23 protein-coding genes are annotated in these 23,573 nt (G+C 55.8%); 13 read left to right on the top strand and 10 right to left on the bottom strand.

Annotated features, from left to right (window positions below):
- The first annotated feature begins 224 nt into the window (after positions 1-224).
- Positions 225-1,070: a hypothetical protein gene (locus tag AC6I8J_RS10850; protein WP_161733138.1), complete on the top strand. Its 846-nt coding sequence runs from the start codon at positions 225-227 to the stop codon at positions 1,068-1,070.
- A gap of 30 nt (positions 1,071-1,100) precedes the next feature.
- On the opposite strand, the gene AC6I8J_RS10845 is transcribed toward AC6I8J_RS10850, so the two are convergent.
- Positions 1,101-2,198, bottom strand: a complete 1,098-nt coding sequence (locus tag AC6I8J_RS10845; RefSeq protein ID WP_161733136.1) for a glycerol dehydrogenase — start codon at positions 2,196-2,198, stop codon at positions 1,101-1,103.
- A gap of 146 nt (positions 2,199-2,344) precedes the next feature.
- Between AC6I8J_RS10845 and AC6I8J_RS10840 the strand changes: the two genes are divergently transcribed.
- The gene (locus AC6I8J_RS10840; RefSeq protein WP_222925371.1) at positions 2,345-2,968 is read left to right on the top strand and encodes a LysE family translocator; all 624 of its coding nucleotides are present in this window, start codon (positions 2,345-2,347) and stop codon (positions 2,966-2,968) included.
- Positions 2,969-2,972: 4 nt separating this feature from the next.
- Here AC6I8J_RS10840 and cmoB read toward each other — a convergent pair whose 3' ends face one another.
- The 4 genes from cmoB to AC6I8J_RS10820 form a co-directional block, all read right to left on the bottom strand.
- The gene (gene cmoB / locus AC6I8J_RS10835) at positions 2,973-3,941 is read right to left on the bottom strand and encodes a tRNA 5-methoxyuridine(34)/uridine 5-oxyacetic acid(34) synthase CmoB (RefSeq protein ID WP_497825351.1); all 969 of its coding nucleotides are present in this window, start codon (positions 3,939-3,941) and stop codon (positions 2,973-2,975) included.
- Complete coding sequence (gene cmoA / locus AC6I8J_RS10830) at positions 3,938-4,666, bottom strand: carboxy-S-adenosyl-L-methionine synthase CmoA (RefSeq protein WP_033732927.1); 729 nt, start codon at positions 4,664-4,666, stop codon at positions 3,938-3,940. Before cmoA ends, cmoB begins: the two co-directional genes overlap by 4 nt.
- A gap of 81 nt (positions 4,667-4,747) precedes the next feature.
- Positions 4,748-5,143 (bottom strand): MAPEG family protein, encoded by a 396-nt coding sequence (locus AC6I8J_RS10825; RefSeq protein ID WP_161733130.1) that lies wholly within the window; start codon positions 5,141-5,143, stop codon positions 4,748-4,750.
- Between the two features lie 69 nt (positions 5,144-5,212).
- Positions 5,213-6,034, bottom strand: coding sequence for a DUF72 domain-containing protein (locus tag AC6I8J_RS10820; RefSeq protein ID WP_253418902.1), 822 nt, complete (start codon positions 6,032-6,034; stop codon positions 5,213-5,215).
- Between the two features lie 211 nt (positions 6,035-6,245).
- Between AC6I8J_RS10820 and aspS the strand changes: the two genes are divergently transcribed.
- The 6 genes from aspS (at position 6,246) to ruvB (ending at position 11,767) form a co-directional block, all read left to right on the top strand.
- Entirely contained in the window at positions 6,246-8,024 is a 1,779-nt protein-coding gene (gene aspS / locus AC6I8J_RS10815) for an aspartate--tRNA ligase (protein ID WP_222925375.1), read from the top strand.
- Positions 8,024-8,455, top strand: coding sequence for a dihydroneopterin triphosphate diphosphatase (gene nudB, locus AC6I8J_RS10810; RefSeq protein ID WP_161733124.1), 432 nt, complete (start codon positions 8,024-8,026; stop codon positions 8,453-8,455). Before aspS ends, nudB begins: the two co-directional genes overlap by 1 nt.
- A gap of 284 nt (positions 8,456-8,739) precedes the next feature.
- On the top strand, positions 8,740-9,483 hold the full coding sequence (locus AC6I8J_RS10805; RefSeq protein ID WP_033732924.1) for a YebC/PmpR family DNA-binding transcriptional regulator: 744 nt from the start codon (positions 8,740-8,742) through the stop codon (positions 9,481-9,483).
- Positions 9,484-9,517: 34 nt separating this feature from the next.
- The gene (gene ruvC, locus AC6I8J_RS10800; protein ID WP_003849205.1) at positions 9,518-10,045 is read left to right on the top strand and encodes a crossover junction endodeoxyribonuclease RuvC; all 528 of its coding nucleotides are present in this window, start codon (positions 9,518-9,520) and stop codon (positions 10,043-10,045) included.
- A 94-nt stretch (positions 10,046-10,139) separates the two neighbouring features.
- Positions 10,140-10,754, top strand: a complete 615-nt coding sequence (ruvA, locus tag AC6I8J_RS10795; protein WP_003849207.1) for a Holliday junction branch migration protein RuvA — start codon at positions 10,140-10,142, stop codon at positions 10,752-10,754.
- 8 nt (positions 10,755-10,762) lie between these two features.
- Positions 10,763-11,767, top strand: a complete 1,005-nt coding sequence (ruvB, locus tag AC6I8J_RS10790; RefSeq protein ID WP_013358170.1) for a Holliday junction branch migration DNA helicase RuvB — start codon at positions 10,763-10,765, stop codon at positions 11,765-11,767.
- On the opposite strand, the gene znuB is transcribed toward ruvB, so the two are convergent.
- Together znuB and znuC are read right to left on the bottom strand one after the other, a co-directional pair.
- Positions 11,768-12,553: a zinc ABC transporter permease subunit ZnuB gene (gene znuB / locus AC6I8J_RS10785; RefSeq protein WP_098050283.1), complete on the bottom strand. Its 786-nt coding sequence runs from the start codon at positions 12,551-12,553 to the stop codon at positions 11,768-11,770.
- Positions 12,550-13,305: a zinc ABC transporter ATP-binding protein ZnuC gene (gene znuC / locus AC6I8J_RS10780; RefSeq protein ID WP_013358168.1), complete on the bottom strand. Its 756-nt coding sequence runs from the start codon at positions 13,303-13,305 to the stop codon at positions 12,550-12,552. Before znuC ends, znuB begins: the two co-directional genes overlap by 4 nt.
- A 77-nt stretch (positions 13,306-13,382) precedes the next feature.
- On the opposite strand from znuC, the gene znuA reads away from it, so the two are divergent.
- The 3 genes from znuA (at position 13,383) to lpxM (ending at position 16,775) form a co-directional block, all read left to right on the top strand.
- Positions 13,383-14,330 carry a zinc ABC transporter substrate-binding protein ZnuA gene (gene znuA / locus AC6I8J_RS10775; RefSeq protein WP_095707041.1) on the top strand — a complete coding sequence of 316 codons (948 nt, stop codon included), beginning with the start codon at positions 13,383-13,385 and terminating at the stop codon, positions 14,328-14,330.
- 13 nt (positions 14,331-14,343) lie between these two features.
- On the top strand, positions 14,344-15,675 hold the full coding sequence (gene mepM, locus AC6I8J_RS10770) for a murein DD-endopeptidase MepM (protein WP_161733122.1): 1,332 nt from the start codon (positions 14,344-14,346) through the stop codon (positions 15,673-15,675).
- Between the two features lie 125 nt (positions 15,676-15,800).
- Positions 15,801-16,775 carry a lauroyl-Kdo(2)-lipid IV(A) myristoyltransferase gene (gene lpxM, locus AC6I8J_RS10765; protein ID WP_497825350.1) on the top strand — a complete coding sequence of 325 codons (975 nt, stop codon included), beginning with the start codon at positions 15,801-15,803 and terminating at the stop codon, positions 16,773-16,775.
- 120 nt (positions 16,776-16,895) lie between these two features.
- Here lpxM and AC6I8J_RS10760 read toward each other — a convergent pair whose 3' ends face one another.
- The 3 genes from AC6I8J_RS10760 to AC6I8J_RS10750 all read right to left on the bottom strand — a co-directional run bounded on the left by AC6I8J_RS10760 (position 16,896) and on the right by AC6I8J_RS10750 (position 20,642).
- Positions 16,896-18,128 carry an MFS transporter gene (locus AC6I8J_RS10760; protein WP_260058385.1) on the bottom strand — a complete coding sequence of 411 codons (1,233 nt, stop codon included), beginning with the start codon at positions 18,126-18,128 and terminating at the stop codon, positions 16,896-16,898.
- 85 nt (positions 18,129-18,213) lie between these two features.
- Positions 18,214-19,656, bottom strand: a complete 1,443-nt coding sequence (gene pyk, locus AC6I8J_RS10755; protein ID WP_161733116.1) for a pyruvate kinase — start codon at positions 19,654-19,656, stop codon at positions 18,214-18,216.
- A gap of 107 nt (positions 19,657-19,763) precedes the next feature.
- Entirely contained in the window at positions 19,764-20,642 is an 879-nt protein-coding gene (locus AC6I8J_RS10750; protein WP_202604894.1) for a MurR/RpiR family transcriptional regulator, read from the bottom strand.
- Positions 20,643-21,006: 364 nt separating this feature from the next.
- On the opposite strand from AC6I8J_RS10750, the gene zwf reads away from it, so the two are divergent.
- The gene (gene zwf / locus AC6I8J_RS10745) at positions 21,007-22,482 is read left to right on the top strand and encodes a glucose-6-phosphate dehydrogenase (RefSeq protein WP_033732917.1); all 1,476 of its coding nucleotides are present in this window, start codon (positions 21,007-21,009) and stop codon (positions 22,480-22,482) included.
- A gap of 444 nt (positions 22,483-22,926) precedes the next feature.
- Positions 22,927-23,565, top strand: a complete 639-nt coding sequence (locus tag AC6I8J_RS10740; RefSeq protein ID WP_497825349.1) for a bifunctional 4-hydroxy-2-oxoglutarate aldolase/2-dehydro-3-deoxy-phosphogluconate aldolase — start codon at positions 22,927-22,929, stop codon at positions 23,563-23,565.
- The last annotated feature ends 8 nt before the right edge of the window (positions 23,566-23,573 follow it).

Raw genomic sequence — 23,573 nt, 5'->3', positions numbered from 1 at the left:
GTGACAGCGTTTCGTCCGGTTCAGTTAAAATGCCTGCCTTTTACTAACTAATTAATGTCATCCAGGAATTTAAGGCCTGACGGCATCCTTAACATGCGCTTTATCCGTTACGCTGGCGCCTTGTCGCATTTTCGATGTTTAAAAGGCGATGCTGGCTTAAATCATCGCCGCTGTTCATCTCCACAGCGTTTACACTGAAAGCAACGTCGCCTGGAATTTACCCTATGAAACGCAATCAGATTCTTACTTTAAGCCTGATACTGACCGCTAGTACTGGAAGCGCTGCGGCCAGCGTATGTGGGCCAGACAACACCGCCGTTTCCAGCAGTAATACCCTGATTTTGCTTGGCGGAAATGCGAAAGGCGCGGTGAAGCAGGTGATTGCAGGTGAATTTGGCAAAGATGTGAATTCGCAAAAGCGGGTGCTGGGACAGTTTGACGCCTGCGGCAATCTGACGGTGGCTGACGTCAGCTACGACAAAAGTGAACGCAACGTGATCCTCAGCATGGAGCAACACATCGCCCGGGTACAGGACGGCTGGGTGGCGGAATATGCGTATCTGGTAAAAGTGCTGAAAGAGGGCAGGGAAGTCGTGGTTGATAACCGGCAGGGAACGATTAACTGGCAGAAAGGCCAGCGTGGCACTATCACCAGCGCTTCCGACAGATTTACCAGCATGGGTAAAAGCGGCTTTACCGACACCACCTATCGGTATGATCGCCAGCTACGACTGGAGAAGAGTGTGGCACGTGGCAGCGATCCGCTGACCAACGGCGAGTTCCACTACCACTGGAACCCAAAAGGTCTGGTGACGCGCACCACCTCTGCCCGGGGGACCGACGAATACACCTACGATCACCAGTGGCGTGAAGTGCGGCTCAACGGCACTGCGACCACACCGCTTAGCACTATCCGGTCGGTCGATGAGTGTCAGTCCTGGGATGAGGTTGGCAACTGTACACTGAGCTATCTGCATGAAACCGAAATCTTTACGCGTGGCACCATTGAGCGCCATCTCAGTTCCGCCTACAAATATGAGTACTGGGACCAGCCTGCGGCAGAAGAGTAACAGGCGATCGGATGATCGCCTGTTGGCGGCTTATTTCACCATCTGACTAAAGGCATCCAGCGCCAGCAGGGCGTTGGCGATATCTTCCGGTGACAGATGAGGGTTGAGGTTTTTCAGCGTATCGCCCTCACTGTTCGCCAGTGCCCCCACTTTCACCAGATTTTCCCAGCTTTCATTTTCCAGATGCATTTCACGCAACGTGGTCGGCATGTTGATGCTGCGATAGAAACGAATATAGCGCGCAATTTCCTCATCCGACCGCTGCTCAAGCACCATCTGCGTCAGTGTGCCGTAGGCGACTTTCTCGCCGTGGGTGAGATGATGGATATCGCCATCGATGGCGGTAAAACCATTGTGAATAGCGTGGGCGGCTGCCAGCCCGCCGTTTTCAAAGCCCAGCCCTGAAAGCAGCGTGTTCGCCTCAACCACCGCTTCCACTGCGGGCGTGACCCGTTTTTCGGTAACGGCGATGTATGCGCTGTATCCCCACTTAAGCAGTGTTTCTTCGCAGGCGCGGGCAATCGCCAGTCCGGCAAGAGTCGGATCGCCGCTGACCATCGATTTCGCATGGGAGCGCGCCACTGCCTGCGCTTCAACCCAGGTGGCCAGACCATCGGCAATGCCGGAGGCAAAGAGCCGCGCAGGTGCACTGGCGCAGACTGCCGTATCGACCAGCACCAAATCGGGATTTTTGCTGTAGAAGCGATAGCTCTCAAATACGCCGCTGTCAGAGTAGATGACTGATAGCGCACTACAGGGGGCATCGGTGGAGGCAATGGTCGGCACGATGGCCACCGGCTGTTTAAGTTCGTCCGCCACCGCCTTAACCGTATCCAGCGTTTTGCCGCCGCCCAGCCCGACAACCACGTTACAGCCCTGGCTCTTCGCCAGCGCACTGAGACGGGTGATCTCATTACTGGAGGCCTCGCCGTTAAACTGCTGCCAGCTGAATTTCACCCCGGCGGACTGCAATGTCTGTTGTGTGCGTTCGCCAATCAGCTTCCAGACAACGTCATCCGCCACCAGAAAGGCCTGATCGCCCAGTTCAGTCAGGTACGTTCCCAGCTCATCAAGCACACCTGCGCCCTGCACATATTTACGGGGTGATGAAAAAATAAATTTACTCATAATCACATCTCCTTAAGATGAATGGTTCGACCCGATCCAGCCTGGCACAATCCACTCAGAGTGGCAGTCGATTCCGCGCATGACTGCTCCATGGGCTGTTAAGCTGCCTGAACACCCCTTGCCGGGAGAAATAACGGAGAATCGTCATGAGCGCCACGCTCTTTTCATTTCTGTTTGCGATAACTATTCTGACACTCACACCTGGATTTGATACCGCGCTGGTGCTGCGAACCGCCATTGCACAGGGCTGGCAACGCGCCTGGGCGACAGCCCTTGGCGTAACGCTGGGTTGTCTGCTTTGGGGGATCGCAGTTGGGCTGGGGCTGGGCGCGCTGCTGATGGCCTCTGAAATCGCCTATAACCTGCTAAAGTGGATCGGTGCAGGCTGGCTGCTCTGTCTGGGCATAAAGCTGCTGCTTAAGCCGCGTCAGCAATCCGTGGGGACAGCTGAACAGCCTGCACATCAGCAGGGCTATCTGGCCTGCTTCAGTCGGGGATTAATGGGAAATCTGCTGAATCCTAAAATTGGCGTGTTTTACGTCACTTTTCTGCCACAGTTCATTCCGGCGGGGGCGTCCGTGACGCTCTGGTGCACACTGATGGCACTGGCGCACATGCTACTGGGGCTGTTCTGGAATGCGGTACTGATTGGCGGCAGCCACTATTTCGCCAGCCATCTGCGAAAACCGACGGTGCTGAAGGGGATGGATCGTCTGACCGGCTGTGTATTTATTGGATTTGCGGCGAAACTGGCGTTGTCTCGCCGCTAGGGTATTAAGGTTTGGTGGCGACCAGAACGGCACGCAGAGGCGCCGGATAGCCTTCAACCGTTTTGCTGGGATCATCGGGGTCGAGGAATTCAGCCAGCGACTCGCTGGTCATCCAGTCGGTACGGCGCTGCTCTTCGGTGGTGGTCAGAGCAAAATCGACAATCCGCACATCGACAAAGCCGCTTTTCTCCAGCCAGCTTTTCAGCGCTTTCGCTGAAGGGATAAAGAACACATTGCGCATCTGTGCATAGCGTTCACCGGGCACCAGCACCTGATTCACATTGCCTTCAATCACCAGCGTTTCCAGCACCAGCTCGCCTCCGCTCACCAGCTGATTTTTTAGTTGTAGCAAGTGATCCAGCGGCGAACGACGGTGATAGAGAACACCCATCGAAAATACGGTATCAAACGCCTGTAACGCTGGGAGTTGCTCAATGCCCAGCGGCAGCATATGCGCACGGCGATCGTCATTCAGCAGCTTACGCACTGCTTCGAACTGCACCAGGAACAGCTGCATCGGATCGATGCCGACCACCAGGTGTGCGCCTGCGCCAATCATCCGCCACATGTGGTAACCGCTGCCACAGCCGACATCCAGTACTGTGCGGCCCGCCAGCGGGGAGATGTGCGGTATCACGCGTTCCCACTTCCAGTCAGATCGCCATTCTGTGTTGATGTGGGTGCCATAGAGGAAATAAGGCCCTTTGCGCCACGGCATCAGGTTACGCAGTAATTTCTCAATCCCCTGACGATGGCGGTCGCTGATGTCATCGCGGTCGGCGGTGACGCTGTGCAGCAGGTCCAGTTTTTGCGGTTCCAGCAGCGGCAGATACTCCAGCGACTTGTACCAGTCACGAAAGTGCCCGTGCAGGTTTTCACGCTGCCACTCACTGATTTGCGCCGGTAAGACTTCCAGCCACTTCGCCAGCGGGCCCACTGCAATTTGCTGATAAAAACGGCCAAAGTCGATCATTTCAACGCCACCAGAGATCCAAAATTAAAGCACTGGAACCAGAGTTCGGCGTGCGAGAACCCGGCCTGTTTCAGGCGGGCTTTATGCGCTTCAACGCTGTCAGTCAGCATCACATTTTCCAGCATGCTGCGTTTCTGGCTGATTTCCAGTTCGCTGTAGCCGTTGGCGCGCTTGAAGTCGTGATGCATGTTAAACAGCAGTTCACCGACCTCGGCATCTTCAAAGCTGAACTTCTCCGACAGCACCAGCGCGCCGCCCGGTTTGAGTCCCTGCCAGATCTTTTCCAGCAGCGCCAGACGTGCAGGCGGCTCAAGAAACTGCAGCGTGAAGTTGAGTACCACCAGCGAGGCGTCTTCAATCTCAATGTCGCGGATATCCGCTTCCAGCACCGTGACCGGTGTGTCCGCGCGAAACGCATCAAGATGGCGACGACAGCGCTCCACCATCGCCGGGGAGTTATCCACCGCGATGATCTGGCAACCCGGCACATGAATATTGCGACGCACCGAAAGGGTGGCCGCACCCAGCGAGCAGCCCAGGTCATAGACCCTGCTGTCCGGAGTCACAAAACGTTCTGCCAGCATGCCAATCATCGAAATGATGTTGGAGTAGCCGGGCACCGAGCGCTGAATCATGTCAGGAAAGACTTCAGCTACACGCTCGTCAAAAGTCCAGTCGCCCAGTTTTGCAATGGGCGCTGAGAAGAGTTGATCGCGGTCAGACATATCGAAAATCCGAAGAGACGACGGAAAGGGCGCTATTCTCGCAGAAAGTGGGGCGGGCTGCACCCCTTAACCCAGGCTGGCTTAATGGAACGTCAGGACCAGTTCCCACGGCATATAAATCAGGTTGAAAATCACCATGCCACACAGTGAAAACAGCGTCAGGAGCATGCCATATTTACGGCCCGCCATGGCGCTGCTGCGCAATCCCCATGCGTGCAGCAGGCGGCTGATAAAGAACAGCAGGCCGGTGAGATGCACCATCCAGATATCGGCGCCGTTCATCTCCATCATCACCAGCAGAAACAGCGCCAGTGGAATGGTTTCGATGGCATTGCCATGAATGCGGATCGCCATTTTCAGGTCGTGATAGCCGCCATCGCCATACGCCACCCGGTAGAACCGACGGTAACGCACCACGTCCAGCGTGAATTTCATTATCAGCAATGCCCCTATCACCACATATAACGCGCTAACCATAGCCACTCCCGCGACTGTCCATAATGATTCGATTCTAACGGGCGCACAGCCCGCTGTCCTGTAACGCAATCAAAACAGTGACGTCTGTTGCGGCCAGTCGGGTCCGTTACCGATAGCCGGATCGATCTCCTGCAACTGCGGCCAGAGTGCCTGCACCAGCGGAAAGACCTGACCCATATCGGGCGTGTGCAGAAACAGCATGGCGTCGCCCTGTCGCTGCCACTCAGCCAGCTTAGTACGCCAGATCTGGAACAGCGGCACGCTCTCGTCCACGCTGTCGCTGCCGATAAACCGCACCATCGGCTGCGAGCCAGTTCGCAGGGCATGCGGCGGCACTCTCGGCTTCTGCGAACGCGCGACCAGCGCCGCCGGGCTTTGCGAGGTGGAGGCGTGAACCGGACGGCTATCGAGGATTACACGATTGATGCCACGCGCCAGCAGGCCCCGATTCAATGACCGTTCCGCCTCGCCCTTGGCAAAGAAAGCCGGATGACGCACTTCAACGCCATAGTGAAAACGGCGCGGCAGACTATCCAGAAAACGCCACAGGTCATTGAGCTGTGCCGGGGAGAAGCTGGCGGGCAGCTGCAGCCAGTACTGACCGATACGATCGGCCAGCGGCTCCATCAGGCGCAGAAAATCGGTCAGCAGATCATCGCTATGCTGCAGCGCCGCCTGATGGCTGATGGTGTTGGGAAATTTAAAGCAGAAGCGAAATGCATCGTGGGTCATGTCGCGCCAGCGCATCACCGTTTCAGCATTCGGCAGCGCATAGAGGGTGGTATTTCCCTCTACGCAGTGGAAGTAGCGGGCATAGTCCGCCAGGCTTTCGATACCCCAGCGTTTCCAGTGTGAATGCTGCCACTGGGGCAGGCCAATACGAAGTGTCACGCGCGCTCCTGGCTGCAGGTTAAGTGACCTCATTATCCGCTATGGTCAGGCTGAGGGGCAAATGCACACAGGAAATCGGTGCTTTGGCGCTGATCTGCTTATCCTGTCTGGCTTTTTCCATTATAATGGCCGCCATTTTTGCGACAGCATCGCATCAGGTAACGCGGCCGGATGCTGTCAGCTGCAGCGGCGAAGTTAAAAGGATAGTGTTATGCGTACAGAATATTGCGGACAGCTCAATCTGTCTCATGTGGGTCAGCAAGTCACGCTTTGCGGCTGGGTAAACCGCCGTCGCGATCTGGGCAGTTTGATTTTTATCGACATGCGCGACCGTGAAGGCATCGTGCAGGTATTTTTTGATCCCGATCGTCAGGACGCATTTAAGCTGGCTTCTGAACTGCGTAACGAATTCTGCATCCAGATCACCGGTACTGTGCGCGCACGCGATGAGAAGAACAAAAACAGCGACATGGCGACCGGCGAAGTCGAAGTGTTTGCCCAGGCGCTGACCATCATCAACCGCTCTGAGCCACTGCCGCTGGACTCCAACCAGACCAACAGCGAAGAAGCGCGCCTGAAATACCGCTACCTGGATCTGCGTCGCCCTGAGATGGTGACGCGTTTGAAAACCCGCGCAAAAATCACCAGCTTTGTCCGTCGCTTTATGGATGACGAAGGGTTCCTGGATATCGAAACCCCGATGCTGACCAAGGCGACGCCAGAAGGCGCGCGCGACTATCTGGTGCCAAGCCGGGTTCACAAAGGCAAATTCTATGCGCTGCCGCAGTCACCACAGCTGTTCAAACAGCTGCTGATGATGTCCGGCTTTGACCGCTACTATCAGATCGTAAAATGCTTCCGCGATGAAGATTTACGTGCCGATCGTCAGCCAGAGTTTACCCAGATCGACGTAGAAACCTCCTTTATGACTGCGCCACAGGTGCGCGAAATCATGGAGCGTTTAATCCGCAATCTGTGGCAGGACGTGCAGGGCATAGATCTCGGTGCGTTCCCGCAGATGACCTTTGCGGAAGCGATGCATCGCTACGGTTCCGATAAGCCGGATCTGCGTAACCCGATGGAGCTGGTGGACGTTGGCGACCTGCTGAAAAACGTGGAGTTCCAGGTCTTCTCTGGCCCGGCTAACGACGAAAAAGGCCGTGTTGCCGCGCTGCGTGTACCGACGGGTGCGCAGCTGAGCCGTAAGCAGATTGATGAATATGGCAAATTCGTGGAGATTTACGGCGCGAAAGGGCTGGCGTGGATGAAGGTTAACGTCCGTGCAGATGGCCTGGAAGGCGTGCAGAGTCCGGTTGCCAAGTTCCTGAATGCAGAGATCGTTGAAGGCATTCTGAGCCGTACCGGCGCGCAGGATGGCGACATTATCTTCTTTGGTGCTGACCGCGCAAAAGTGGTCGCTGACGCACTGGGTGCGCTTCGCCTGAAAGTGGGCCGCGAGCTGAACATCACCGATGAGAACGCCTGGGCACCGCTGTGGGTGATCGACTTCCCGATGTTCGAAGAGGACGAGGAAGGCGGTCTGGCCGCCATGCACCATCCGTTCACTGCACCAAAAGAGATGAGCGCAGAAGAACTGGCAGCCGACCCGACACGTGCCGTGGCGAATGCTTATGACATGGTGATCAACGGTTATGAAGTTGGCGGCGGTTCAGTGCGTATCCACAACGGCAAAATGCAGCAGACGGTGTTCAGCATTCTGGGTATTGAAGAGCATGAGCAGCGCGAGAAGTTTGGCTTCCTGCTGGATGCGCTGAAGTTCGGTACACCACCGCATGCAGGCCTGGCTTTTGGTCTGGATCGCCTGACCATGCTGCTGACCGGCACCGACAACATTCGTGACGTTATCGCGTTCCCGAAAACTACGGCGGCAGCCTGCATGATGACCGAAGCGCCAAGCGAAGCGAACCCGGCTTCTCTGCTGGAGCTTGGCATCCAGGTGGTTAAAAAAGAAAAGCCTGAGAATAAATAATGGGCTATAAACACCCGGTTTCAGTGCTGGTCGTCATTTCGGCGCGCGATACTGGCCGGGTGCTGATGCTGCAGCGGCGTGACGATCCCACGTTCTGGCAGTCGGTGACCGGCAGCCTGGAAGCGGGAGAGTCACCGCTGACAACCGCGTGTCGTGAGGTGCATGAAGAGGTCGGCATTAACGTGCTGGCTGAGCAGCTGGAAATAGAGGATTGTCAGCGTCAGATTGATTTTGAAATCTTCCCCCATTTCCGCCATCGCTATGCGCCGGATGTTACCCATAATCACGAGCACTGGTTTCGCCTGCAATTGCCGGAAGAGCGTAATATCACGCTGACCGAGCATCTGGCGTTTCGCTGGCTGGCACCCGCTGACGCTGCAGCATTAACCCGATCATGGAGTAATCGCCAGGCAATTGAAGAATTTATCTGAATGCTCGCCATCGCCCGGTATTCCGGCGGCGGATAGATTAAATTTTATGAATCTGGTGAGTTTTAACAGGACTACACCAACCTATTGAACAGTCAGGCGTCATCCTCGCCACGAAATTGTTCACCGTCAGCGCGAATCCCCTGCGTACACAGATACGTGAGGATAACGCGTAACGCTCGCCTCTCAGGGCCGTCAGGTTGTCACTTACCTGGCTGAGCACCGACGGTAAATAAGCTCGCAGCCAGGAGAGTCTGCACCCTGTAAAAGATCGGAGAATATTTAACATGGCAGGACACAGTAAGTGGGCAAATACCAAACACCGTAAGGCGGCGCAGGATGCCAAGCGCGGCAAAATTTTTACCAAAATCATTCGTGAACTGGTGACGGCGGCCAAGCTGGGTGGTGGCGATCCGGGTTCCAACCCGCGTCTGCGTGCAGCGATGGATAAAGCGCTGGCCAACAACATGACCCGTGACACCATGGATCGCGCCATCGCGCGCGGGGTGGGCGGCGATGACAACGCCAACATGGAGACCATCATTTATGAAGGTTACGGTCCTGGCGGCTCAGCCATCATGATTGAATGCCTGAGTGATAACCGTAACCGTACTGTAGGCGAAGTGCGTCACGCCTTCACCAAAACAGGCGGCAACCTGGGCACCGACGGTTCCGTGGCGTACCTGTTCAACAAAAAAGGTGTGATCTCCTTCGCGCCAGGTCAGGATGAAGACGCGGTGATGGAAGCCGCACTGGAAGCGGGCGGCGAAGACATCGTCACTTATGACGACGGCGCGATTGATGTCTTTACCGCATGGGAAGAGATGGGCACCGTGCGTGATGCACTGGAAGCCGCTGGCCTGAAAGCGGATACCGCAGAAGTGGCAATGATCCCGACCACCAAAGCGGAAATGGATGCAGAAACCGCACCAAAACTGCTGCGTCTGATCGACATGCTGGAAGATTGCGATGATGTGCAGGAGGTTTATCACAACGGTGAGATCTCCGACGAGGTGGCGGAAACGCTGTAATGGCGGTTGTCACCCTGTTAACCGGAGAGGCGTAATGTCGATTATTCTGGGTATCGATCCCGGCTCACGCATCACCGGTTATGGTGTTATTCGTCAGACCGGCCGCCAGCTCACGTATCTGGGCAGCGGCTGTATCCGCACCAATACCACCGAATTGCCCGCCCGCCTGAAGCTGATTTATGCGGGCGTCTGTGAAATCATCACGCAGTTTTCACCCGATTTCTTCGCCATTGAACAGGTGTTTATGGCGAAGAATGCAGACTCCGCGCTGAAGCTCGGCCAGGCGCGCGGTGCCGCGATTGTTGCTGCGGTAAACCACGATCTGCCCGTGTTTGAGTATGCTGCCCGTCAGGTAAAACAGACTGTAGTTGGCATCGGTAGCGCCGAGAAAAGTCAGGTGCAGCATATGGTGCGAACCCTGCTGAAGCTGCCAGCAAACCCGCAGGCGGATGCTGCCGATGCGCTGGCGATAGCCATTACTCACTGTCATGTGGCGCAGAACGCCGCTCGCATGAGTGACAGCAAGCTGGTGCTGACGCGCGGACGGTTGCGCTCAGGTTAGGGCATGGCACAGAACAGACACTCAGGCTGGATATTCATCCAGCCTTTTTTATGTTATAAAATCCGCCACATTCGTTAGTTAAGGAAGCATTCAGGTGATAGGTCGTTTACGGGGCAACATTCTGGAAAAGCAGCCGCCACTGGTGCTGCTTGAGGCACACGGCGTCGGCTATGAAATTTACATGCCCATGACCTGTTTTTATGAGTTGCCTGAACTTCAGCACGAAGCGGTTATTTTTACCCACTTTGTCGTGCGTGAAGATGCTCAGCTGCTGTTTGGTTTTAACAGCAAGCAGGAGCGCGCGCTGTTTCGTGAGCTGATAAAAGTGAATGGCGTCGGACCCAAGCTGGCGCTGGCGATCCTCTCCGGCATGTCGGCGCAGCAATTTGTGACCGCTGTTGAGAAAGAAGAGATCGCGTCACTGGTGAAACTGCCTGGCGTAGGTAAAAAGACCGCTGAGCGTCTGGTCGTCGAGATGAAGGACCGCTTCAAAGGGATGCACGGCGACCTGTTTGGCGGCGATTCGGCCTTTACGCTCACCACGCCGAGCGCCGAGCCGGAAACCAACGATGCGGAATCTGAAGCGGTTGCAGCACTGGTATCACTGGGTTATAAACCGCAGGAAGCGAGCCGTATGATCAGTAAAGTCGGTCGACCGGATGCGGATTGTGAAACCCTGATCCGTGAAGCGCTCCGCGCCGCCATTTGAGGTAAGTCATGATAGAAGCCGACCGCCTGGTCTCCGCTGCCAGCATTAACGAAGAAGAGATAATCGACCGCGCCATTCGTCCGAAGATGCTGACCGAGTATGTCGGTCAGCCACAGGTGCGTGAGCAGATGGAGATTTTCATCAAAGCCGCCCAGCTGCGTGGCGATGCGCTGGATCATCTGCTGATCTTCGGTCCGCCAGGTCTGGGGAAAACCACGCTGGCGAACATCGTGGCCAACGAGATGGGCGTGAACCTGCGTACCACATCGGGTCCGGTGCTGGAGAAGGCGGGCGATCTGGCGGCGATGCTGACCAACCTTGAACCCCATGACGTGCTGTTTATCGATGAGATCCATCGCCTGTCACCGGTGGTGGAAGAAGTGCTCTATCCGGCAATGGAAGATTATCAGCTCGATATCATGATCGGTGAAGGCCCGGCGGCGCGTTCGATCAAGCTCGATCTGCCGCCGTTCACCCTGATTGGTGCCACCACGCGTGCAGGCTCGCTGACCTCGCCGCTGCGTGATCGTTTTGGCATTGTGCAGCGTCTGGAGTTTTATCAGGTTAAAGATCTGCAGCACATCGTAGGACGCAGTGCCGCCTGTCTGGGACTGGCGCTGAGTGACGAAGGGGCATTAGAGATCGCTCGTCGTGCACGCGGCACCCCGCGTATCGCTAATCGCCTGCTGCGCCGGGTACGTGACTTCGCTGAAGTTCGGGCGAATGGTGATATGAGCGGTGAGGTCTCCTGCAGTGCGCTGGATATGCTTAACGTCGACAGCGAAGGGTTCGATTATATGGACCGTAAACTGCTGCTGGCGATCATCGACAAGTTTATGGGTGGGCCGGTAGGGCTGGATAACCTGGCTGCGGCGATTGGTGAAGAGCGTGAAACCATCGAAGATGTGATTGAACCCTTCCTGATTCAGCAGGGCTTCATTCAGCGCACACCGCGTGGCCGTCTGGCCACGCAGCATGCTTATCGTCACTTCGGCATTACGCGCGAAGAGTAATTACACAGCCGGTTTGCGCACCATGCTGAAGATAAACAGGATGGCGGCACAGAGCACCACTGACGGCCCGGCAGGCGTGTCGTAAAACGCCGAGAAGGTCAGACCGCCAGTGACGGCGATCACGCCGATGACCACCGCGACGGCCGCCATGCCTTCCGGCGAGCGCACAAAACGGCGTGCGGTAGCAGCCGGAATAATCAGCAGTGAGGTGATGATCAGCGCACCCACAAACTTCATCGCCACGCCAATCGTCAGCGCCGTGACCAGCATAAGAATCAGCCGGGTACGCTGGATGTTGACGCCATCGACCTGCGCCAGTTCCGGGCTGATGGTCATGGACAGCAGCGACCGCCACTGCCACGCCATCACCAGCAGCACAATCACCACGCCGCCACCCATCATCCAGAGATCGTCTGGCGTCACCGCCAGCAGATCGCCAAACAGATACGCCATCAGATCGACGCGCACATTCTTCATCAGGCTGACGACGACCAGGCCCAGCGACAGCGCGCTGTGCGCCATAATGCCCAGCAGGGTATCGATAGCCAGATGCGGACGACGCTCCAGCCAGACCAGTCCCAGTGCCAGGCAGACCGTCACCAGAATCACCGCATAGTAGGGGTTCACGTTCAGCAGCAGGCCAAAGGCTACGCCGAGCAGAGACGCGTGCGCCAGGGTATCGCCAAAGTAGGACATCTTACGCCAGACGACGAACGAACCCAGCGGACCGGCAGCCAGCGCTAACATCACACCGCCTATCCAGCCCGGTAATAACAACTCAATCATGATGAACCCTGTCCTTTGCGTAAAACGATACGTCCCTGAAGGTCGTGACGATGATTATGATGATGACGGTAGATCGCCAGCTCCTGCGCGCCACGCGGGCCAAACATCGCGATAAATTCGGGATGCTGCGAGACGGCTTCCGGCGTGCCGGAACAGCAGATATGGTGGTTGAGGCACAACACTTCGTCGGTTTTTGCCATCACCAGATGCAGATCGTGGGAAACCATCAGCACACCGCAGTTCAGTTCCACACGTAACTGATTGATCAGGTCATACAGGGCAACCTGACCGTTCACGTCCACTCCCTGCGTCGGTTCATCCAGCACCAGCAACTGAGGCTGGTTCAGAAGGGCGCGCGCCAGCAACACACGCTGAGTTTCACCGCCGGACAGCTTCTGCAGCGGAGAATTGAGCAGATGGCCCGCCTGCACTCGTTTCAGTGCCGGCATAATCTCCGCGTGTTTGCTGCCACGGGTCAGACGCATAAAGCGCTCAACCGTGACCGGCAGGGTAGGATCGATGTGGAGCTTCTGTGGCACGTAGCCGATACGCAGAGCAGGATCACGCTGAACCGAACCGGTTGTAGGGGCGAGCAGGCCAAGCACCACACGCACCAGCGTAGATTTTCCGGCACCGTTGGGACCCAGCAGGGTGAGGATGCGACCAGGCTGCAACGCCAGGCTGACGCCTGATAACACATTGCGCTGGTTAAATTTTATGGAAACGTTATCGAGTGTGACAAGTGAGGTCATAGTATTTACAGGTTGCACAGAATTTCGAATGTTATAATATCACATTCCACCTCATGGTCACGATGGAATGACGCAATATGTTACATAATAAAAAGGGCACAATTTTCGCCCTGACTGCTTTATCTGTTTCAGCTTTGTTAACCCTTCCTGCCCAGGCGAATGTCGTGGCTTCACTCAAACCGGTAGGTTTTATCGCCGCAGCTATTGCTGATGGCGTTACACCGGTCGAGGTGCTGCTGCCAGACGGCGCGTCCGAACACGATTATGCCCTGCGGCCATCTGATGCAAAACGCTTAAAAAACGCGGACTTAGTTGTCTGGGTCGGGCCAGAAATGGAAGCCTTTATGGCAAAGTCTGCGGCTGAACTTCCGGCTCAAAAAAACCTCGCGATGGTGAACATCGACGGGGTAAAACCGTTATTGATTAGTGGTGGTGAAGATGAAGATGAACATGCAGCGGAAAAATCCGAAGATCAGGATGCTGAAGCCCATCATCACCATCACGGCGAGTTTAATATGCACCTGTGGTTGTCGCCAGAGATTGCGCGCAAAACCGCGGTTGCAATCCATGGAAAATTATTGGAACTTATGCCGCAAGATAAAGCCAAACTTGACGCCAACCTCCAGCAGTTTGAGGTAGCTTTGGCGGACACGGACAAACGCGTCAGCGCACAACTTGCTCCGGTCAGAAATAAAGGATATTTCGTTTTTCACGACGCTTACACGTACTTTGAAAAGCACTACGGTCTCTCGCCCGCCGGGCATTTTACCGTCAATCCTGAAATTCAACCGGGCGCTCAGCGTTTACACCAGATACGAACACAGTTGGTTGAGCAAAAGGCGGTCTGCGTCTTTGCTGAGCCACAATTCAGGCCAGCAGTCATCGATGCTGTCTCCCGCGGAACACAGGTGCGTAAAGGCACGCTTGATCCCCTGGGCACGGACATCAGCTTAGCCAAAGACAGCTATGTGAAATTCCTCTCACAACTGTCGAGCCAGTATGAAAGCTGCCTGAATGGAGCATGAGGAATAGGTAAAAGTGCAGCAGATAGCCCGCTCTGTCGCCCTCGCATTTAATAATTTGCCGCGCCCCCACCGCGTAATGCTGGGTTCTTTAACTGTAGTCACTCTGGCCGTCGCTGTCTGGCGGCCCTACGTTTATCATCCCACGGATGATGTGACGCCCATCGTTAAGAACATTGAACTGGATAAGAACACGCTTCGCACGCTGTTGCCGGAAGCCAGTGAGCCGATCGATCAAAGCACACCGGAACCGGACGAAGAGCTGCCTGCGGATGATGTCGACACCGACGCGCCCGAAACGGCAGGGGTGCATGACTACACCGTGTCATCTGGCGATACCCTGAGCAGTGCCCTTAATCAGTATGGCATCGACATCGGTGACATTAATGCGCTGGTGGTGAGCGATCGCGATCTGCGTAATCTGCAGGTCGGTCAGCAGCTTAGCTGGACGCTGGATGATGATGGCGGCCTGAAAACCCTGAGCTGGGAAATTTCCCGCCGTGAAACCCGCACCTATGAGCGCACCCCAGCGGGTGGCTTTAAGATGGATGCGGAGATGCAGAAGGGCGAATGGCGCAACAGCGTAATGCAGGGCGAAGTGCGTGGCAGTTTTGCCGCCAGCGCCCAGCGTGCAGGACTGAGCAGTGCCGAAGCCAGCGCGGTGATCAAAGCGATGCAGTGGCAGATGGACTTCCGTAAGCTGCGTGCCGGTGACCAGTTCAGCGTGCTGATGTCACGCGAAATGCTGGATGGTAAGAGTGCGCAGAGTCAGTTGCTGGGCGTGCGCCTGCGCAGCGGCGGTAAAGATTATTACGCATTCCGCGCGGAAGATGGCAAGTTCTACGATCGCAGCGGCTCGGGTCTGGCACGCGGCTTTATGCGCTTCCCGACGGTTAAGCAGTATCGTGTCTCTTCCAACTTTAATCCGCGTCGTCTTAACCCGGTAACCGGCCGCATTGCGCCGCACAAAGGCGTCGACTTTGCGCTGCCAATCGGTACGCCGGTGCTGGCAGTCGGTGATGGTGAGATTGTGGTAGCGAAGAACGGCGGAGCCGCGGGTAACTACGTCGCTATCCGCCATGGCCGTCAGTATATGACGCGCTATATGCACATGAAGAAAGTGCTGGTGAAACCAGGTCAGAAAGTGAAACGCGGCGACCGCATCGGACTGTCTGGCAACACCGGACGCTCCACTGGCCCGCATCTGCATTTCGAAATCTGGATCAATAACCAGGCGGTTAACCCATTAACGGCGAAGCTGCCGCGCATGGAAGGTCTGACCGGCAAAGATCGCAGCGATTACATGGCACAGGTTAAATCCTGGCTGCCCCAGCTGGGTCTGAAGTAAGCGAATTTCGTCAAATCGCGCAAAAACCGACGGCTTCTCCGTCGGTTTTTTGCTATCTGGCGCAGGATGATTGCAAATTTTCAGGTCGTCACTATCATAAGCCGGTCATTGCTTGAGGCGAGTGCATGGAAACCCGTAAAAAAAATAACATTGAATTTATTCCCGTTTTTGAACGTTCTTTTCTCAAACCTAAGTACTGGGGCAGCTGGCTGGCAATAGGTGCGCTGGCGGGTCTGGCTTATTTACCGCCGAAAGTGCGCGATCCGCTGCTGGGCCGGTTAGGCCGGTTTGCCGGTAAGCTGGCAAAGGGCGCACGTCGCCGCGCGCTGATTAATCTCTATTATTGCCTGCCGGAACTCAGTGAAGCGCAGCGCGCCACGCTGGTCGATGAGATGTTTGCGACAGCGCCGCAGGCGATGACAATGATGACCGAGCTGGTGCTGCGCGATCCTGCGCGCATCCGGCAGCGCGTTGAGTGGCATGGTCGTGAAATCATCGACCAGATGAAAGCTGAGCAGCAGAATGTGATTTTCCTGGTGCCACACGGCTGGGCGGTGGATATTCCCGCCATGCTGCTGGCGTCAGAAGGCCAGAAGATGGCGGCCATGTTCCACAACCAGAGCGACCCGCTGCTGGACTATGCCTGGAATACGGCCCGTCGCCGCTATGGCGGCCGGATGCATGCCCGCAATGACGGGATTAAGCCGTTTATCAGTTCAGTACGTCATGGTTACTGGGGCTACTATCTGCCCGATCAGGATCACGGTGCAGAGCACAGCGAATTTGTCGATTTCTTCGCTACCTATAAGGCGACGTTGCCTGCGGTAGGCCGGCTGATGAAGGTGTGTCGTGCCCGCGTGGTGCCGTTGTTCCCGGTTTATAACAGTGAAACGCATAAGCTTGAGATTTATGTGCGTCCGCCGATGGATGACCTGCTGGAGGCAGACGATCACCAGCTGGCTCGCCGGATGAATGAAGAGGTGGAAGTGTTTGTTCGCCCGCATCCAGAGCAGTACACGTGGATCCTCAAGCTGCTGAAGACCCGTAAAGAGGGTGACATCGAACCCTATTCGCGCAAAGAGCTTTATCCACGTAAATAGCAGTAAGGCCGCGAAAGCGGCCTTTTCTTATTTCTTAATCATTGGCTACAGCAGTATGCGCCCGTCGCTTTGAGCTTCTAAGCTGCCTGCTCAGGGCAAACCTGTGGCTGGGCTGCCTGTTTATAACGCTTCCAGCCTGCTGCGACGTTTACGCTCGCGCATAAACAGGGTGACGAGACCAAACCATAACACGCCACTGATAAAGTTGATCAGACAGAACCACAACGTGCCGCCGCTGAAGTAGCCACTTTTCGCCAGCTCAATCCCCACCGCCAGCGTCAGAATGCTAATCATTCCCAGCATGGCCGCCACGCTGCCTTTGCCTTCATCGCTGGCGTAGAGCGTCAGGCGATAGAGTCCGGCATTCACCATTCCCGCACCAAAAGCGTAGAGACTCAGGCCTGCCGTAATCAGCAGATAACCGTGACTGTTGAGCAGGCTTGCCACCAACGCCAGGCTCAGACCAATCAGAATCGGCCAGGCGGCGAACTTCACCGGCTGTTCAATCGGCACGCGTCCGGCCAGCTTACTCAGCGTCAGGTTACCGGCGATCATCGCCAGAAACACCGGCAATTGCAGCAGGGCATACTGCATGCGAGAAAGACCTTCGTCATGCATCAGGATCACCGGCGACAGAGCAACCCAGGTGAGGATCGGAATAAACACCAGTCCGATAGCAAAAGATCCGAACATCACCAGACGGTCTTTCATTAGTCGGCCATAGTTGCGCGCCAGATTGGGCAGGGCAATGGAGTGACTGCGATCGCCGGCGGTTTCAGGCATCACACGCCACAACACCACAAACGCAACGAGGCTGCAGGCGGCAAACAGCCAGAACATACTGCGCCAGCTGCCCACGGTGAGCCAGGCGGCACCGGCCAATGGGCCTGCCAGCGGAGCCATCAGCGCGACGTTGGCCATCAGCGCCATTATGCGCACCGCCAGCGCCTCATCAAAGGCTTCCTGAATCGCGGCATAGCCGACTGCGCCAATAAAGCAGAGACTGATGCCCTGAATAAAGCGCAGGCTGACAAATTCTTCAATCGAACTGACCCAGTGCGTGAGCATACAGGCGACGGCAAAAAACAGAATGCCGGACAGCATCACGGGTCGCCGGCCAAACTTATCGGAGAGTGGACCCAGCAGCCATTGCAGCACCACGCCACCAATCAGGTAAGCGGTCAGCGATGTAGAAACCCATTCCGGGCCAACAGAAAACTCGCTGGTGACGATCAGCATGCCGGGCTGAATCATGTCGTGAGCGATATAGGTCGCAAACTCGAACAGCACTAACGCCAGAGGAAAAAGTAAAATTCGGCCTGTAAGCTGGCTGATGGGCTGGAAACGGGGCATCTTGCCTCCTTGTCAGAAAAGAAAAACGCGACTGCCAGGCAGTCGCGTCGTTGATTCTACACCGACAATGTCAACGCGGGCGCAATTAATCCACGCGCAGCACACGAGTCGTATTGGTGGTGCCGGTGGCGCCCATTACATCACCCTGCGTCACGATGACCAGATCGCCGGAAACCAGGAAACCTTTATCGCGCAGCAGATTAACCGCGTCGTGTGCGGCCGCGACACCGTCGTTGTTACTGTCGAAGAACACCGGCGTCACACCGCGATAGAGCGCGGTAAGATTCAGCGTGCGCTCATGGCGCGACATCGCAAAAATCGGCAGGCCCGACGTGATACGTGAGGTCATCAGTGGAGTACGGCCCGACTCGGTCATGGTAATGATCGCGGTGACACCCTGCAGATGGTTTGCGGCGTACATGGAAGACATGGCGATCGCTTCTTCGACGTTGTCGAACTGCACATCCAGACGGTGCTTGGAGACGTTGACGCTTGGGATTTTCTCCGCGCCCAGGCAGACCTTCGCCATCGCTGAGACGGTTTCCGCTGGATACTGACCCGCTGCGGTTTCCGCAGAGAGCATCACAGCATCGGTGCCATCCAGTACGGCGTTAGCCACGTCCATCACTTCTGCGCGAGTTGGCATCGGGTTCGTGATCATCGACTCCATCATCTGCGTCGCCGTAATGATGGTGCGGTTAAGCTGACGGGCACGACGAATCAATGCTTTCTGAATGCCGACCAGTTCCGGATCGCCAATCTCAACGCCCAGGTCGCCACGCGCAACCATCACCACGTCTGAGGCCAGAATGATGTCATCCATCGCTTCCTGACTGGCGACCGCTTCGGCACGTTCCACTTTAGCGACCAGCTTAGCGTCACAACCCGCTTCACGCGCCAGACGACGCGCCAGGTTCATATCTTCGCCACAGCGTGGGAAAGAGACAGCCAGATAATCGACGCGGATCTTAGCGGCGGTGATGATGTCTGCCTTGTCTTTTTCGGTCAGCGCTTCAGCTGACAGGCCGCCACCCAGCTTGTTAATGCCTTTGTTGTTCGACAGCGGGCCACCCACGGTGACCTCGGTGAAGACTTTCGTATCCTGAACTTCCAGCACCTTCAGCTGCACGCGACCATCATCCAGCAGCAGGATATCGCCCGGCACCACATCTTCAGGCAGACCTTTGTAGTCGATACCGACGCGCTCTTTATCGCCTTCGCCTTTACCCAGGCTCGCATCCAGCAGAAAACGGTCGCCAATATTCAGGAAAACTTTGCCTTCTTTGAAGGTCGAAACACGAATTTTTGGACCCTGGAGGTCACCAAGAATAGCCACGTGGCGGCCCAGCTTTGCGGCAATCTCACGCACTTTATCGGCACGTAGCTGATGGTCTTCTGCGGTGCCGTGAGAGAAGTTGAGTCGTACAACATTCGCACCGGCAGCGATGATTTTTTCGAGGTTATTATCACGATCGGTAGCCGGGCCGAGGGTTGTTACGATTTTGGTTCTTCTGAGACGTCTTGACATCGAGGACTCCGTAAACATTTAAGCGTGTCCGGGTCTGTGGACACAGCATGGTTATCTATTCTATATGATCGACGGGTTGTGATACGACTCACATTGTAAATGTGATGTTAATTTTTTTGCTGATCACTCTCTTCCCGAATGGTGTTCTTTTCGTAACGCGACGCTTTCAACGCCTCTTTCACGCGTTTCAGGTTTTCCCGGAAGGGAGCTCCCCGTTCCAGGGTAAAACCGGTCGCCAGCACATCGATCACGGTTAACTGCGCCAGGCGCGACACCATCGGCAAATAGACATCCGTATCTTCCGGTACATCAAGCACTAAAGCTATCGCTGCTTCATGGGCAAGGGGTGAATCGGGAGAGGTGATGGCAATAACGGTGGAACCGTTTACACGGGCCAGGCGAGCCAGTTCTACCATATTTTTTGTGCGTCCAGTATGCGAAATGAGAACAAAAACGTCACCGGCTCGACTATTTATGCAACTCATGCGCTGGATCACAATATCGTCCGACCAGATCACCGGCAGATTAAAGCGCAGAAATTTGGTAAAGGCATCATGCGCCACGACTGCGGACGCTCCCAGCCCGAAAAAGGCGAGTTTGTCGGCCTGCGCAAGCAGGGTGACGGCCTGTTGCAACTGCGTGCTGTTTAGTTGATCCCGCACACGCTGCAGTCCAGCCAGCGCCGAGTCGAAGATCTTGTGGCTGTAGTTCTCCACACTGTCGTCATCCTCCACGCCCCGGCTGACCCAACTGCTGCTTTTCACCAGACTCTGCGCCAGTTGCAGTTTAAAGTCAGGAAAGCCGCGTGCGCCAAGGTGATGGCAGAAGCGATTTACGGTGGGCTCACTCACGCCGGCAACGCCTGCCAGCGTCGCAATGCTGGAGTGCATTGCCGCCTGGGGTGCAGCCAGAATCTGCCGGGCGACTTTCTGTTCCGCTTTGCTCAGCGCAGCAAACTGCGCTTCAATTTTTTCCAGCATATTCATAAGCCGATAACCATTATCACTTTTATCAATTTCAATTATCACTGTCGCAGGAGGCGATTAACAGCGACTATATCGCGCCAGCATCCGGCGAGCGCAACGGCTGACAAGCCGATAGCGCTTTTTTTTGGGATACTTTGACCGATGCCAGATTTTCCTGACACCAGCAGACACAGAAAAAACCGGCAATCCGCACGTGTCATCACACGCGCTCAGCGTATCCGGTACAGAGTTAATGCGGTTGACCCGGCGAGTCGGTTTACCTGGCGCGGGGAAAAAAGTACATTGTGCTGAAAGAAAATAATAACCTGGACCCGGTGGCAGAGGATGCATCACCACCGGACTATCCTGCAACGAGGAGAGGAAAATGGCGGTAACACAAACAGCCCAGGCATGCGATCTGGTGATTTTCGGTGCCAAAGGCGATCTTGCACGCCGTAAACTGTTGCCTTCACTGTACCAGTTAGAGAAAGCGGGTCAGATCCACGAGGAAACCCGCATTATTGGTGTCGGCCGTGCCGAGTGGGACAAAGCGGAATACACCAAAGTGGTACGTGAAGCGCTGGAAACCTTCATGAAGGAGAAGATTGACGAAGCGCTGTGGGACAAACTCAGCAATCGTCTCGACTTCTGCAACCTCGATGTTAATGACACCACGCACTTCCCGAAACTGGGCAAGATGCTGGACCAGAAAAACCGCACCACCATTAACTACTTCGCGATGCCGCCGAGCACCTTTGGCGCGATCTGTCAGGGACTGGGCACCGCGAAGCTGAATGCGAAACCGGCGCGTGTCGTGATGGAGAAGCCGCTGGGTACCTCACTGGAAACCTCGCAGGAGATCAACGACAGCGTTGGTGAATACTTCGATGAGAGCCAGGTGTTCCGTATCGACCACTATCTCGGCAAAGAGACCGTGCTTAACCTGCTGGCGCTGCGCTTTGCGAACTCTATCTTCGTGAACAACTGGGATAACCGCACCATCGACCACGTGCAGATCACGGTGGCCGAAGAGGTGGGTATCGAAGGCCGCTGGGGTTACTTCGATAAAGCGGGTCAGATGCGTGACATGATTCAGAACCACCTTTTGCAGATTCTGACCATGATCGCCATGTCGCCGCCGTCCGATCTTAGCGCCGACAGCATCCGTGACGAAAAAGTTAAAGTGCTGCGCTCGCTGCGCCGCATCGACCAGACCAACGTGCGTGAGAAAACCGTACGCGGTCAGTACACTGCGGGCTTTGTACAGGGTAAAAAAGTGCCAGGCTACCTGGAAGAAGAGGGTGCCAATAAAACGAGCGCTACGGAGACTTTCGTCGCAATTCGTGTCGATATCGATAACTGGCGCTGGGCAGGCGTGCCGTTCTACCTGCGTACCGGCAAGCGTTTACCGACCAAGTGTTCCGAAGTCGTGGTCTACTTTAAAAACCCTGAGATGAACCTGTTCAAAGATTCCTACTCAGAGCTGCCGCAGAACAAGCTGACCATTCGTCTGCAACCGGACGAGGGCGTGGATATCGAGATCCTGAACAAAGTGCCAGGCCTCGATCACAAGCACAAGCTGCAGACCACCAAGCTGGATCTGAGCTACTCCGAGACGTTCAACCAGTCGCACCTTGCCGATGCTTACGAGCGTCTGCTGCTGGAGAGCATGCGCGGTATCCAGGCGCTGTTTGTGCGTCGCGATGAAGTTGAAGCCGCATGGACCTATGTCGATTCCATTATTGAAGCCTGGGCGGCGGATGGTGACTCTTCCAAGCCGTATCAGGCCGGCACCTGGGGCCCGGTAGCCTCGGTGGCGATGATCACCCGCGATGGCCGCTCATGGAACGAGTTTGAATAACTGAAGTGACGATGAAGCCCGTAACGCGGTGGTGAGATGGGTGATTATATCAGCCCGGTCTGTTGTAAGACTGTGACTGCGAAAGGAACACGGTCAGATCGGAAAGGCGCTTGAGCCAATCCCTGGCCGCTCGGCCCGCGCCGTCCATGGCGCGGGACGCTTTCCTCCTCTGCCCGTGTTCCCTGCGCCTTAAACTAAGACATTGCGGCCAGGCAAATACGAAACCTGGTTTCATCTGCAGTTACAGCCCGCAATGCGGGCTTTTTTTTCGCCTTTAAACCGGGCCAGCGGATATGAATAAAACTGAACTGCTGTTTCAAAATCGGCGCAGGAGGATAGACGCTCAGGAAGCGGATCATGTATGGTAGTGACGCAAATTACAGGGCAGGAGCCGATGCTCCATGACCGGGCCACAATCCCGGTGTTATCAAGCAAGGGGAACTGATGAAAAACTGGAAAACGAGTGCTGAACAGATTCTGACCACCGGACCTGTCGTGCCGGTAATCGTGGTGAACAAACTGGAACACGCTGTGCCGATGGCGAAAGCGCTGGTGGCAGGCGGTGTCAGAGTGCTGGAAGTGACGCTGCGCACGCCCGTAGCGATGGATGCACTGCGTGCGATGATCAAAGAAGTGCCGGATGCGATCGTCGGGGCAGGAACGGTGATTAATCCGCAGCAGTTACAGGAAGTGACCGATGCCGGTGCGCAGTTTGTTATCAGTCCTGGCGTAACAGAATCGCTGCTGAAAGCGGCGGTTGAAGGGCCGATTCCGTTGATTCCGGGCATCAGCACCGTTTCAGAGTTAATGACCGGTATGGACTATGGTCTGCGCGAGTTTAAGTTTTTCCCGGCAGAAGCGAATGGCGGCGTGAAAGCGCTGCAGGCGATTGGCGGACCTTTTCCGCAGGTACGTTTCTGTCCGACCGGCGGCATCTCTCCCGCCAACTACCGTGACTACCTGGCGCTGAAAAGCGTGCTGTGCATCGGCGGCTCCTGGCTGGTACCCAACGACGCCCTGGAAACGGGCGACTGGGATCGCATCACCCGCCTGGCACGCGAAGCTGTCGAAGGCGCGAAGTAAGTAATGGC

This window comes from Pantoea sp. X-Soil-ISGK-355 (genome assembly GCF_059730805.1).
The sequence above is the reverse complement of the archived record's forward strand: the minus strand, read 5'-3'. Positions and strand labels throughout refer to the sequence as shown.